This is a genomic window from Streptomyces sp. NBC_01197 (genome assembly GCF_036010505.1).
GTDB lineage: Bacteria > Actinomycetota > Actinomycetes > Streptomycetales > Streptomycetaceae > Streptomyces.
In genome coordinates this window covers 1,873,934-1,886,060 of record NZ_CP108569.1, presented here as the reverse complement: position 1 = coordinate 1,886,060, position 12,127 = coordinate 1,873,934, and the positions used below count along the sequence as shown (strand labels likewise).

Here is a 12,127-nt window from a genome sequence, read left to right as displayed (position 1 = left end):
CGGAGGCCTCCGGGCCTCCGCCGTTCACCCGTAAGATCTTTCAGACTTCGAGAGAGAATTTCACGATCATGGCGAACTACACCGCCGCTGACGTCAAGAAGCTCCGCGAGCTCACCGGCGCCGGCATGATGGACTGCAAGAAGGCGCTCGACGAGGCCGACGGCAGCGTCGACAAGGCCGTCGAGGCGCTCCGCATCAAGGGCCAGAAGGGCGTCGCCAAGCGCGAGGGCCGCTCCGCCGAGAACGGCGCCGTCGTCTCCCTCATCGCCGACGACAACACCTCCGGTGTCCTGGTCGAGCTGAAGTGCGAGACGGACTTCGTCGCCAAGGGTGACAAGTTCCAGGCCGTCGCCAACGCGCTCGCCGCTCACGTCGCCGCCACCTCCCCGGCCGACATCGCGACGCTCCTCGCGTCCGAGATCGAGGCCGGCAAGACCGTCCAGGCGTACGTCGACGAGGCCAACGCCAACCTCGGCGAGAAGATCGTCCTGGACCGCTTCGCGCAGTTCTCGGGCGCCTACGTCACCTCGTACATGCACCGCACCATGCCTGACCTGCCCCCGCAGATCGGTGTCCTGGTCGAGCTGGACAAGGCCGACGCCGAGCTGGCCCGCGGTATCGCGCAGCACATCGCCGCCTTCGCGCCGAAGTACCTGGACCGCGACGACGTCCCGGCCGAGGTCGTGGAGGCCGAGCGCCGCGTCGCCGAGGAGACCACGCGCGCCGAGGGCAAGCCCGAGGCCGCCCTCCCGAAGATCGTCGAGGGCCGGGTCAACGGCTTCTTCAAGGACGCCACCCTCCTGGGTCAGCCCTACGCCCTGGACAACAAGAAGTCCGTCCAGAAGGTCCTGGACGAGGCCGGTGCCACCCTGAAGCGCTTCTCGCGCATCAAGGTCGGCATCTGAGTCCGTACACGATCCACCGAAGACCCCGATAGGGTCTGACGCAGCCGCCCGGGTCCGCGCCGGACGGCCGCAGATCTGACGAGGAGGCCATTGCCGCACAGGGAACCGCAAGGAGCCCCGGCAATGGCCTTCTTCGTATGCGCACGAGGAGATCTCCATGGAACAGGCCGACAAAAACGCCGACAGGACCGACGACGGCAGTACCGGCGACGTCAAGAGGCACGGCCGCTTCATGCTGAAGCTGTCGGGTGAGGCGTTCGCCGGCGGCGGCGGCCTCGGTGTCGACCCCGACGTCGTGCACGCCATCGCCCGCGAGATCGCAGCGGTCGTCCGCGACGGCGCCGAGATCGCCGTCGTCATCGGCGGCGGCAACTTCTTCCGCGGCGCCGAGCTCCAGCAGCGCGGTATGGACCGGGCCCGCTCCGACTACATGGGCATGCTCGGTACTGTCATGAACTGCCTTGCCCTCCAGGACTTCCTGGAGAAGGAGGGGATCGACTCCCGCGTCCAGACCGCCATCACCATGGGGCAGGTCGCGGAGCCGTACATCCCGCTGCGCGCGGTCCGTCACCTGGAGAAGGGACGCGTCGTCATCTTCGGCGCGGGCATGGGCATGCCGTACTTCTCCACCGACACCACCGCAGCGCAGCGCGCCCTGGAGATCGACGCCGAGGCGCTGCTCATGGGCAAGAACGGGGTGGACGGGGTCTACGACTCCGACCCGAAGAAGAACCCCGACGCGGTGAAGTACGACGCGCTGGAGTACAGCGAGGTACTGAACCGCAACCTCAAGGTCGCCGACGCGACCGCCATCACCCTCTGCCGTGACAACAGCCTGCCGATCCTCGTCTTCGAGCTGCTGGCTTCGGGCAATATCGCGCGGGCCGTCAAGGGTGAGAAGATCGGGACTCTTGTGAACGACCAGGGCACCCGGGCCTGAGAACCGGGGGACGGCCGCTCAGGAGAGCCAAGGGGCCACGCGGTCACGAGGCCGAGAGGCCGAGCGGCCAACAGGACCGACAAGAACCTGCCGGTCGGACACCGTGCAGGGCAAGACGCGGGTTTACTCCAGGGCCTGAGAACGCGGGTCCACTCAAGACATGCAGGAGCAAGTGGTGATCGAAGAGACCCTCCTCGAGGCCGAGGAGAAGATGGAGAAGGCCGTCGTCGTCGCCAAGGAGGACTTCGCCGCGATCCGCACCGGCCGTGCGCACCCGGCGATGTTCAACAAGATCGTGGCGGAGTACTACGGCGCGCTGACCCCGATCAACCAGCTCGCCTCGTTCTCCGTGCCGGAGGCCAGGATGGCCGTGGTGACCCCGTTCGACAAGACCTCGCTGCGCAACATCGAGCAGGCGATCCGCGACTCGGACCTCGGCGTCAACCCGAGCAACGACGGCAACATCATCCGGGTGACGTTCCCCGAGCTGACCGGTGAGCGCCGCAAGGAGTACATCAAGGTCGCCAGGACCAAGGCCGAGGACTCCAAGATCTCGATCCGCTCCGTCCGCCGCAAGGCCAAGGAGACGATCGACAAGATGATCAAGGACGGTGAGGTCGGCGAGGACGAGGGCCGCCGTGCCGAGAAGGAGCTCGACGACACCACCGCGAAGTACGTCGCGCAGGTGGACGAGTTGCTCAAGCACAAGGAAGCCGAGCTGCTCGAGGTCTGATGAACGACTCTTCCTGGGGTGCCCCGCAGAGCGGCCACCCCGTCGGGGAACGGCGACCCGCCCCCGACCAGGACGCTGTCCCGGCGGGTCCCGCGTACGGCGAGTATGAAGTTGAGCAGACTCGGCCCATGCCCATCGTGCCTGACGCAGGCAGAGACGCCGAAGACGGCGGCCGTCACCAGCACGGCCGTGCCGGCCAAGAACGGGGGGCCGCTCGCCCGGGTGGTCCCCCGTTCCGTGACGAGATGCCGCAGGAGCCTATGACAGCCCCGCCGCCTCCCGAGAAGAAGAAGGCAGGCCGGGATCTGCGGTCGGCGATAGGGGTCGGTCTCGGCCTCGGCGTGGTGGTGGCCGCCTCCCTCTTCATCTGGAAGGCCGCGTTCGTCATCGTGATCGCGGTCGCTGTGGTCGTCGGCCTCTGGGAGCTCACCTCCCGGCTCAGCGAGCGCAAGGGCATCAAGGCTCCGCTGGTGCCGCTCGCGGTGGGCGGCGCCGCCATGGTCGTCGCCGGGTACGCGCGCGGGGCCCAGGGCGCCTGGATCGCCATGGCGCTCACGGCGCTCGCCGTCCTGGTCTGGCGGATGACCGAGTCGCCGGACGGTTACCTCAGGGACGTCACGGCGGGTGTGTTCGCCGCGTTCTATGTGCCGTTCCTCGCGACGTTCGTGGCACTGCTGCTGACCGCCGACGACGGGCCCTGGCGGGTGCTCACGTTCCTGCTGCTGACCGTCGTCAGCGACACCGGGGCGTACGCGATCGGCTGGCGCTTCGGCAAGCACAAGCTCGCACCGCGCATCAGCCCCGGAAAGACCAGGGAGGGGCTGTTCGGGGCGGTCAGCTTCGCGATGGTGGCGGGCGCCCTCTGTATGCAGTTCCTGATCGACGACGGGCAGTGGTGGCAGGGTCTTCTGCTCGGCCTCGCCGTCGCGGCCACCGCCACCCTGGGCGATCTGGGCGAGTCCATGATCAAGAGGGATCTCGGGATCAAGGACATGGGAACGCTGCTGCCGGGCCACGGCGGGATCATGGACCGGCTGGACTCCCTGCTGCCCACCGCACCCGTCGTCTGGCTGCTGATGGTGCTGTTCGTCGGCTCCTGACACCGGCTCCTGGGTCTCGGCTCCCGGGACCGGAGGTACAGCTCTGCTGCCTGCGTCTTCACCGGAGGGAGGGGCGTCGTCCACAGGGCGGCGGACCCTCCCTCCGGTGTCTGCGACACTGGATGAACCATGCCTAAGCCCGGAGAACTCACTTTCGTCGCGCCCCGCGGAGCCAAGAAGCCCCCGCTCCACCTCGCCGACCTCACGCCCGCCGAGCGCAAGGACGCCGTGGCCGGGACCGGCGAGAAGCCGTTCCGCGCCAAGCAGCTGTCGCAGCACTACTTCGCGCGGTACGCCCACGACCCCGCCGAGTGGACCGACATCCCGGCCGCCTCGCGCGAGAAGCTGCGGGAGGCGCTGCTCCCCGACCTGATGAGCGTCGTGCGCCACATCAGCTGTGACGACGACACGACCCGTAAGACGCTCTGGAAGCTGCACGACGGCACACTGGTCGAGTCGGTGCTCATGCGCTACCCGGACCGGGTGACGATGTGCATCTCATCGCAGGCCGGCTGCGGCATGAACTGTCCCTTCTGCGCCACCGGGCAGGCGGGCCTCGACCGCAATCTGTCGACGGCTGAGATCGTCCACCAGATCGTCGACGGTATGCGCGCCCTGCGCGACGGCGAGGTGCCCGGCGGGCCCGCGCGGCTCTCCAACATCGTCTTCATGGGTATGGGTGAGCCCCTCGCCAACTACAAGAGGGTGGTCGGCTCGATCCGCCGGCTGACCGACCCCGAGCCCGACGGCCTCGGCCTCTCGCAGCGCGGGATCACCGTCTCCACGGTCGGCCTGGTGCCCGCGATGCTGCGCTTCGCCGACGAGGGCTTCAAGTGCCGCCTCGCGGTCTCGCTGCACGCGCCCGACGACGAGCTGCGCGACACCCTCGTCCCGGTGAACACCCGGTGGAAGGTCCGTGAGGTGCTGGACGCCGCCTGGGAGTACGCCGCGAAGTCCGGCCGCCGGGTCTCCATCGAGTACGCGCTCATCCGCGACATCAACGACCACGCCTGGCGGGGCGACCGGCTCGGACGGCTGCTCAAGGGCAAGCCGGTCCATGTCAACCTGATCCCGCTCAACCCGACACCGGGCTCCAAGTGGACCGCGTCACGGCCGGAGGACGAGAAGGCGTTCGTCGCCGCCATCGCCGCCCATGGTGTCCCCGTGACCGTACGGGACACTCGCGGCCAGGAGATCGACGGAGCGTGCGGGCAGCTGGCGGCCGCTGAGCGGTAGGGCCCGTGTCACAGAGGTAGGGCCCGTGTAACGTGGGCCGCACATTTTCATATTCCGACAGGGGAGCGCCACAGCGCTGAGAGTGCGGCCATGCCGCAGACCCTCTGGACCTTGCCCGGGTCATTCCGGGTAGGAAGTTCGGTCTCTACTCAAGCTGTTCAGCCCTGCCCGCTCTCCCGCGGGCAGGGCCGCGTCTCTTCCTGGATGTCCATCCCAGGAGGAATCAGTGAGCACCACCAAGCGAGCGCGTACGTCCGGCAGAACGCTGCCCACCAGGAAGCTGGCCGTCACCGCGCTGGCGGCCGCGCTGGGCGTCTCGACGCTCGCCGCCTGCGGAGGTTCCGGCGACTCCGGTTCGGGTGCCAAGAACTCCAAGGTCGTGACGCTGGTCAGCCACGACTCGTTCGCCGCCTCTCCGGCCGTGCTCAAGGAGTTCACGAAGGAAACCGGCTACACCGTCCACGTCCTCAAGAGCGGGGACGCCGGCGCCGCGCTCAACCAGGAGATCCTCAGCAAGGGCTCCCCGCGCGGCGACGTCTTCTTCGGCGTGGACAACACCCTGCTGTCGCGGGCGCTCGACAACGAACTCTTCACGCCGTACCAGGCGAAGGGCCTGGACCAGGTCGACTCCGGGGTACAGCTCGACGCGGCGAAGCACCGGGTCACCCCCATAGACAGCGGCGATCTCTGCGTCAACTACGACAAGAAGTACTTCGCGGACCACAAGATCGCCCCGCCCCGTAGCTTCGACGACCTGATCAAGCCGCAGTACAAGAACCTGCTGGTCACCGAGAACGTGGCCACCTCCTCACCCGGCCTCGGCTTCATGCTCGGCACGGTCGCGAAATACGGCAGCGACGGCTGGCAGGCGTACTGGAAGAAGCTCAAAGCCAACGGCGTCAAGGTCGACGACGGCTGGGAGCAGGCGTACAACAACGACTTCTCCGGCTCGGCAGGTGGCAAGAAGGCCAAGGGCGACCGGCCGCTCGTCGTCTCGTACGCGTCGAGCCCGCCCGCCGAGGTGCTGTACGCCAAGCCGCAGCCGAAGACCGCCCCGACCGGCGTCGCCACCTCCACCTGCTTCCGGCAGATCGAGTTCGCCGGGCTGCTGGACGGAGCGAGGAACGAGGCGGGCGGCAAGGCCCTGATCGACTTCCTGATCAGCAAGAAGTTCCAGGAGGACATGCCGCTCAACATGTTCGTGGACCCGGTGGTCAAGGGCGCGAAGGAGCCCGCGGTGTTCACGGAGTTCGGCGCGAAGGTCACCGCGCCCGAGACCGTCGCGCCCGGCACGATCGCCAAGAACCGTGATCAGTGGGTCAAGTCGTGGTCCTCGATCGTCCTGAAGTAGCGCCCGAGCAGGCCGGGATGGTGCCCGCGGTGCAGGTCGGCCCGCCGTCCGCGGCCGGGGCGGCCCGGCGCCGGACGGCGGTGCGGCTCGCGCTGATGGCGGTGCCCTTCGCGTTCTTCGCGGTCTTCTTCGCGTACCCGGTGACGGCCATTGTCGGCCGTGGTCTCAAGGCGGACGGCAGCTGGCAGTTCGGGCGGATCGGCGACGTGCTGAGCCGGCCCGACATCCTGCACATCCTGTGGTTCACCAGCTGGCAGGCGTGCGCGTCGACCGGCCTGACGCTGCTCATCGCGCTCCCGGGCGCGTATGTCTTCGCCCGGTTCGATTTCCCGTGCAAGCAGCTGCTGCACGCGGTGGCGACGGTGCCCTTCGTGCTGCCCACCGTCGTCGTCGGGACCGCCTTCCTCGCGCTGCTCGGCCGCGGCGGGCTGCTCGACCAGCTGTGGGGCGTACGCCTGGACACCACGGTCTGGGCGATCCTGCTCGCGCATGTCTTCTTCAACTACGCGGTGGTCGTACGGACCGTGGGCGGCCTCTGGGCGCAGCTCGACCCGCGTCAGGAGGAGGCCGCCCGGGTGCTCGGCGCCTCCCGGTTCGCCGCCTGGCGGCGAGTGACCCTGCCCGCGCTGACGCCCGCGGTGGCCGCCGCGGCGCTGATGGTCTTCCTCTTCACCTTCACCTCCTTCGGCGTGGTGCAGATCCTCGGCGGACCCACCTTCTCCACGCTGGAGGTGGAGATCTACCGGGAGACCGCCGAACTGCTGGACCTGCCGACCGCGGCCGTGCTGACGCTGGTGCAGTTCGCAGCGGTAGGAGCGATCCTGGCGCTGCACGCCTGGACCGTACGGCGCCGGGAGACCGCGCTGAGCCTGGTGGACCCGGCGCAGACGGCACGCCGTCCGCGGGGCGCGGCGCAGTGGACGCTGGTCGGCGGGGTGCTCGCGGTGATCACCGTACTGATCCTGCTGCCCCTCGGGGTCCTGGTCGCGCGTTCGCTGGACGGCCCCGGGGGATACGGCTTCACGTTCTACCGGGCGCTCCAGTCGCAGGGGGCCGGCGGCGGTACGTTCCTGGTCCCGCCGGTCGCCGCGATCTGGAACTCCGTGCGGTACGCCCTGGCCGCGACCGGGATCGCGCTGGCCGTCGGCGGACTCGCGGCCGCGGCGCTCACCCGGCGGGCCGGGCGGCTGGTGCGCGGGTTCGACGCTCTGCTGATGCTCCCCCTCGGGGTGTCCGCGGTCACCGTCGGCTTCGGGTTCCTGATCACCCTCGACAAGCCGCCGCTGGATCTGCGGTCGTCCTGGATCCTGGTGCCGCTCGCCCAGGCGCTGGTGGGCGTGCCGTTCGTCGTACGGACGATGCTGCCGGTGCTGCGCGCGGTGGACGGGCGGCTGCGGGAGGCCGCCGCGGTCCTCGGCGCATCGCCGCTGCGGGCCTGGCGCGAGGTGGACCTGCCGATGGTGCGCCGGGCGCTGCTGGTCGCCGCCGGGTTCGCGTTCGCCGTGTCGCTGGGGGAGTTCGGGGCGACGGCCTTCATCGCCAGGCCGGACAACCCGACGCTGCCGGTCGCGGTGGCACGGCTGCTGGGGCGGGCCGGTGAGCTCAACTACGGGCAGGCGATGGCGCTGTCCACGATCCTGATGCTGGTGTGCGCCGTGTCGCTGCTGGTGCTCGAACGCATTCGTACCGAGCGCTCTGGGGAGTTCTGATGCTGCAACTGGACGGTGTGACGGTCCGCTTCGGGCAGCGGGTGGCGCTGGACGCGGTGGATCTGACGGTCGCGGAGCACGAGACGGTCTGTGTGCTCGGCCCCAGCGGCAGCGGCAAGTCGACGCTGCTGCGGGTGGTGGCGGGTCTGCAGCCCGCGTCCGCCGGGCGGGTACTGCTGGACGGGGCGGAGCAGAGCGGGGTGCCGGTGCACCGGCGCGGTGTCGGCCTGATGTTCCAGGACCACCAGCTCTTTCCGCAGCGTGACGTCGCGGGCAATGTGGCCTTCGGACTGCGGATGCGCTCCGTGCCCCGGGCCGAACAGGTCGGCCGGGTCGAGGAGTTGCTGAACCTGGTCGGCCTGCCCGGCGCCGGGAGGCGTGCGGTGGGGGTGCTCTCCGGCGGAGAACAGCAGCGCGTAGCCCTGGCCCGGGCGCTGGCCCCGCGCCCCAAACTGCTGATGCTCGACGAGCCGCTCGGCCAGCTCGACCGCAGCCTGCGCGAGCGCCTCGTCGTCGAACTGCGGCAGCTCTTCGGCCGGCTGGGTACGACCGTGCTCGCCGTCACCCACGACCAGGGCGAGGCCTTCGCACTGGCCGACCGGGTCGTGGTGATGCGGGACGGCCGGATCGCCCAGGCCGGAACGCCGCTGGAGGTCTGGCAGCGGCCGGCTTCGGAGTTCGTCGCGCGGTTCCTCGGCTTCGACAACGTGGTGGCCGCGACAGTCACCGGCCGGGCGGCCGACACCCCCTGGGGCAAGATCCCGGTGCCGGATGGCTCGACGCAGGGGGAGGGCAGGCTCCTTGTGCGGCCCGCCGGAGTGCGGCTCGCCGCGCCGCAGGAGGGGCTGCGCTGCACGGTGGAGGCGCGCACGTTCCGGGGCAGCCACGTGGCCGTACTCCTCAGCCCGGAGCACGGACCGCAGCTGGAGGCCGAGTGCCCGCTGCTGACGGCGCCCGGTGTGGGCGAGACGGTGGGCGCGGTCTTCGAGGCGGCCGACGTGGTGCTGCTGGCCGCGCAGGGGTGAGGGCGCTTCCCGGGCATCCGCCTGCCCGGCGTCAGAAGACCATCCGGGCCAGTGCTTCGGGCGCCTCGTCCACCGTGTCGACCAGTGCGATACGGGACTCCATCGCCCGGCCCTTCGCCAGCGCCTGGAGCAGCGGCCAGGCCGGCAGTTCCTCGGTCCAGTGGGCGCGGTCCACCAGGACCATCGGGGACGGTTCGCCGTACGAGCTGTAGTAGTTCGGGGTCGCGTTGTCGAAGACCTCCTGGACGGTCCCGGCCGCGCCGGGCAGGAAGACGACACCCGCGGTCGAGCGGGCCAGCAGTCCGTCCTCGCGGGTGGCGTTGGCGAAGTACTTGGCGATGTGCCCGGCGAAGGCGTTCGGCGGCTCATGGCCGTAGAACCAGGTGGGGATACCGACCGAGTCCCCGCCGTCCGGCCAGCGGCCCCGCACCTCGAAGGCCGCGCTCGCCCACTCGGAGACGGAGGGGCTGAACGACGGCGCCTTGCCGAGGAGTCCGAGCGCCTCGTCCAGCATTCCGTCGCGGAAGGGCGCGGCGTACGCACCGAGGTTGGCGGCCTCCATGGCACCGGGGCCGCCGCCGGTGGCGACGGTCAGGCCGGTGCGGGCGAGCGTACGGCCCAGCCGCGCCGCCCCCGCGTACTCCGCCGTGCCGCGGGCCATGGCGTGGCCGCCCATCACGCCCACCACCCGTGCGCTGTCGAGGTGTTCGTCGAGCGCGTCCGAGATCGCGTCGTCGTGGATGGAGCGCAGCATCGACGCGAAGATGTCGCCGTTGTTCGCGGTCCGCTGGAACCAGGCGTACGCGCGGGCGTCGGGGGTGTCCTCGTAACGACCGTCCGCCAGGCCTTCGAACAGCTCGTCCGCCGAGTACAGCAGCCCGCGGTACGGGGCGAACGGCAGGCCGGGGACCGGCGGGAAGACGAGTGCGCCCGCCGCGCCCACCGCGGACTCGGCCTCGGGGTGCATGGGGCAGCCCAGGAAGACGGCGCCCGATGTGTCCGCGGAGAGCAGTGCGTCGGTGCGGTCCGTCAGGTCGACGGCCTGGACGCGGTATCCGCCGAGCGGACCCCGGGCAACGGCCCGGTCGAACGCGTCCAGGGTCTCGATCTCGCGGTCACGCTCGGGTGTGGTGGGCATCCGGTCATCGTAGGGGGCGGCCCTTTTCCCCTTTCACGGGGACAGGGCGTCTTTCACGGGGACCGGAGCGTCGCACTGCACCGGGACAGTGGCGTTATTCACCGGGGCAGCGGCGCCGCGGCGAGCACCGCGACCGCCCAGGTCACCCCGGCGAACACCGACAGCAGGGTGGCCGCGCGCAGCACGGCGGCCGACCGCAGCACCCCCGCGGGGGCGAACCCGCGCAGCAGGGCCGCCGTGGTGGGCGCGCGGTCCTGACGTGCCTCGACGGCGGCGCTGAGCAGAGTGGCGGCCGAGCAGGCCACGACGAGTGCGGCGCCCAGCGCGGTCAGCGGACCGGCGAGCCGGGTGCCCGCACCGTGCAGCACGGAAGCGGCGACGATTCCCGAGGCCACCGCGCAGCACACGCCGAGCGGCCGGCCGATCCGGTGGGCTTCCGCCTGCAGCACCCGGCCCGCGAGAAGGCGCACCACCCCCGGCCGTACGCACTGCAGGAGCAGCCCGCACCCATGGGTCAGGGCGGGGCCGACGACCGCGAGCCCCAGCGCGGTCAGGGACCAGCCGGCCGCCACGACCGTCGCGCCGCCGCCGAAACGGCCGTGCACCGGCAGCGCCGCGCCCCCGGCCCGGCTGCCTCCGTACGCCTCGGCCGCGAGCCCCGCCGCGACCAGTGCCACGCCCCGGATCAGCCCCCTCGGGGTGGCGTCCTCCGGGACGGGTCTGCGCTGCCGCACGGCCCAGGCGCTGCTCACGGCGGCGGCCACCGGGGCCGACGCCAGCAGGAGCAGAGCCGCCGGCATCGGCAGCGGGCTGCCGGCCCCCGGCAGCCGGGCGGCGGCGCCGTTCCGCAGATGGAGGAAGAACAGCAGCGCCAACCCGCTGCCCAGCGCACAGGTGAGCGCGGCGGACACCGCCGAGAGTACGGCGCGCCCGGCCGGGCCGAGCCCCGCCGCCGTGGCCCCTTGGCTCGGGCGGATGCTCGGATCGGTACGGGCCACCGCCGCCGCGAGACGCACCGTCGCCGCCAGCGGGATCAGGCACCAGAGCAGCCGCAGCCCGGCGCCGGCCGGCCGCGCCGGGTGCCCCACCGCGTAACCGAGCCCACACAGCAGCAGGATCCCGACACCGGCCGAGGCCGCCGCGACCAGCAGTCTCCGCAGCAGGACGAGGGGGCCGGAGCCGCGGGCTAGACGGAGAGCGAGCACGCGTCGCGCCCCTCGTCACTGGCCGGGCCCGTGCCGCTGAGGGAGGCGGTGCGGCGGCCGTCCCGGAGCAGAACCGTGCGGTCGGCGCAGGCGGCGACCTCGGGGTCATGGGTGGCGAGCACCGCGGTGATCCCGTGTGAACGGGCCGCGGTGATGAGCGTGCGCAGCAGCTGGGTGCCGTCCGCGCCGTGCAGGACGGCCGTGGGCTCGTCGGCGAAGAGCACCGAGGGACCGGCGGCCAGCGCGCGGGCGACGGCCACCCGCTGCCGCTGTGCCTGGAGCAGGGCGTGCGGGCGCTTGCCGGCGCATGTCCCCAGGTCGAGGCGCTCCAGCCACTGGACGGCCGTGTGCTTCGCGGCGCGGTGCGAAGCGCCGTTCAGCAGCAGCGGCAGGGCCGTGTTCTCCCAGGCCGTCAGCTCGGCCACGAGCCGGGGTTCGGGGTCGATCCAGCCGAACCGGGTCAGCCGCAGCCGCTCGCGCGCCACCCGGCCCAGGGTGTGCACGGGACTGCTGTTGAACCAGACCTCGCCCTGCTGCGGTACGAGCTGGCCCGAGAGGCAGCGCAGCAGTGTGGTCTTGCCGCTGCCGCGCGGGCCGAGCACCGCGAGGATCTCCGCCTCGCGCACCCCGAGCGAGACACCCGTGATGGCGGGCGAGCCGCTGTGTGAGTAGTGCGCGGAGCGCGCCCAGAGCACGTCGTTGTCCGGTGGGGCCACTGCGAGCACACCTCGGTTCAGATCTGATGTCGGTCCCCGCACCGGAAAACGGGCCGGGGAGCCGATAGG

The 12,127-nt window shown here is 71.1% G+C and carries 11 protein-coding genes; 8 read left to right on the top strand and 3 right to left on the bottom strand.

Annotated elements, in window-relative coordinates:
- The first annotated feature begins 68 nt into the window (after nucleotides 1-68).
- From tsf to OG452_RS08315, 8 genes are all read left to right on the top strand, one after another.
- The gene (gene tsf / locus OG452_RS08350; RefSeq protein ID WP_327294987.1) at nucleotides 69-905 is read left to right on the top strand and encodes a translation elongation factor Ts; all 837 of its coding nucleotides are present in this window, start codon (nucleotides 69-71) and stop codon (nucleotides 903-905) included.
- A 157-nt stretch (nucleotides 906-1,062) separates the two neighbouring features.
- Complete coding sequence (gene pyrH, locus OG452_RS08345) at nucleotides 1,063-1,845, top strand: UMP kinase (RefSeq protein WP_266852500.1); 783 nt, start codon at nucleotides 1,063-1,065, stop codon at nucleotides 1,843-1,845.
- 175 nt (nucleotides 1,846-2,020) lie between these two features.
- On the top strand, nucleotides 2,021-2,578 hold the full coding sequence (gene frr, locus OG452_RS08340; protein WP_164266826.1) for a ribosome recycling factor: 558 nt from the start codon (nucleotides 2,021-2,023) through the stop codon (nucleotides 2,576-2,578).
- On the top strand, nucleotides 2,578-3,678 hold the full coding sequence (locus OG452_RS08335; RefSeq protein ID WP_327294986.1) for a phosphatidate cytidylyltransferase: 1,101 nt from the start codon (nucleotides 2,578-2,580) through the stop codon (nucleotides 3,676-3,678). The genes frr and OG452_RS08335 overlap by 1 nt, the downstream gene beginning before the upstream one ends.
- Before the next feature lie 129 nt (nucleotides 3,679-3,807).
- Nucleotides 3,808-4,914 carry a 23S rRNA (adenine(2503)-C(2))-methyltransferase RlmN gene (gene rlmN / locus OG452_RS08330; RefSeq protein ID WP_327294985.1) on the top strand — a complete coding sequence of 369 codons (1,107 nt, stop codon included), beginning with the start codon at nucleotides 3,808-3,810 and terminating at the stop codon, nucleotides 4,912-4,914.
- 226 nt (nucleotides 4,915-5,140) lie between these two features.
- Complete coding sequence (locus tag OG452_RS08325) at nucleotides 5,141-6,265, top strand: thiamine ABC transporter substrate-binding protein (RefSeq protein WP_405563486.1); 1,125 nt, start codon at nucleotides 5,141-5,143, stop codon at nucleotides 6,263-6,265.
- 95 nt (nucleotides 6,266-6,360) lie between these two features.
- Nucleotides 6,361-7,974, top strand: a complete 1,614-nt coding sequence (locus OG452_RS08320; protein ID WP_327299552.1) for an ABC transporter permease — start codon at nucleotides 6,361-6,363, stop codon at nucleotides 7,972-7,974.
- Nucleotides 7,974-8,999: an ABC transporter ATP-binding protein gene (locus OG452_RS08315; RefSeq protein ID WP_327294984.1), complete on the top strand. Its 1,026-nt coding sequence runs from the start codon at nucleotides 7,974-7,976 to the stop codon at nucleotides 8,997-8,999. The genes OG452_RS08320 and OG452_RS08315 overlap by 1 nt, the downstream gene beginning before the upstream one ends.
- Before the next feature lie 31 nt (nucleotides 9,000-9,030).
- Here OG452_RS08315 and OG452_RS08310 read toward each other — a convergent pair whose 3' ends face one another.
- The 3 genes from OG452_RS08310 to OG452_RS08300 form a co-directional block, all read right to left on the bottom strand.
- Nucleotides 9,031-10,137, bottom strand: a complete 1,107-nt coding sequence (locus tag OG452_RS08310; protein WP_327294983.1) for an LOG family protein — start codon at nucleotides 10,135-10,137, stop codon at nucleotides 9,031-9,033.
- A 98-nt stretch (nucleotides 10,138-10,235) separates the two neighbouring features.
- Nucleotides 10,236-11,342 carry a hypothetical protein gene (locus OG452_RS08305; protein WP_327294982.1) on the bottom strand — a complete coding sequence of 369 codons (1,107 nt, stop codon included), beginning with the start codon at nucleotides 11,340-11,342 and terminating at the stop codon, nucleotides 10,236-10,238.
- A complete protein-coding gene (locus OG452_RS08300; RefSeq protein ID WP_327294981.1) occupies nucleotides 11,324-12,058 on the bottom strand; it encodes an ABC transporter ATP-binding protein in 735 nt (244 codons plus the stop codon). The genes OG452_RS08305 and OG452_RS08300 overlap by 19 nt, the downstream gene beginning before the upstream one ends.
- Nucleotides 12,059-12,127: the final 69 nt, after the last annotated feature.

What these genes read in the sequence shown, in the direction of transcription:
- tsf (WP_327294987.1), top strand. Translation starts at nt 69, where the DNA reads ATGGCGAACTACACCGCCGCTGACGTCAAGAAGCTCCGCGAGCTCACC.
- pyrH (WP_266852500.1), top strand. Translation starts at nt 1,063, where the DNA reads ATGGAACAGGCCGACAAAAACGCCGACAGGACCGACGACGGCAGTACC.
- OG452_RS08335 (WP_327294986.1), top strand. Translation starts at nt 2,578, where the DNA reads ATGAACGACTCTTCCTGGGGTGCCCCGCAGAGCGGCCACCCCGTCGGG.
- rlmN (WP_327294985.1), top strand. Translation starts at nt 3,808, where the DNA reads ATGCCTAAGCCCGGAGAACTCACTTTCGTCGCGCCCCGCGGAGCCAAG.
- OG452_RS08320 (WP_327299552.1), top strand. Translation starts at nt 6,361, where the DNA reads ATGGCGGTGCCCTTCGCGTTCTTCGCGGTCTTCTTCGCGTACCCGGTG.
- OG452_RS08315 (WP_327294984.1), top strand. Translation starts at nt 7,974, where the DNA reads ATGCTGCAACTGGACGGTGTGACGGTCCGCTTCGGGCAGCGGGTGGCG.
- OG452_RS08310 (WP_327294983.1), bottom strand. Translation starts at nt 10,137, where the DNA reads ATGCCCACCACACCCGAGCGTGACCGCGAGATCGAGACCCTGGACGCG.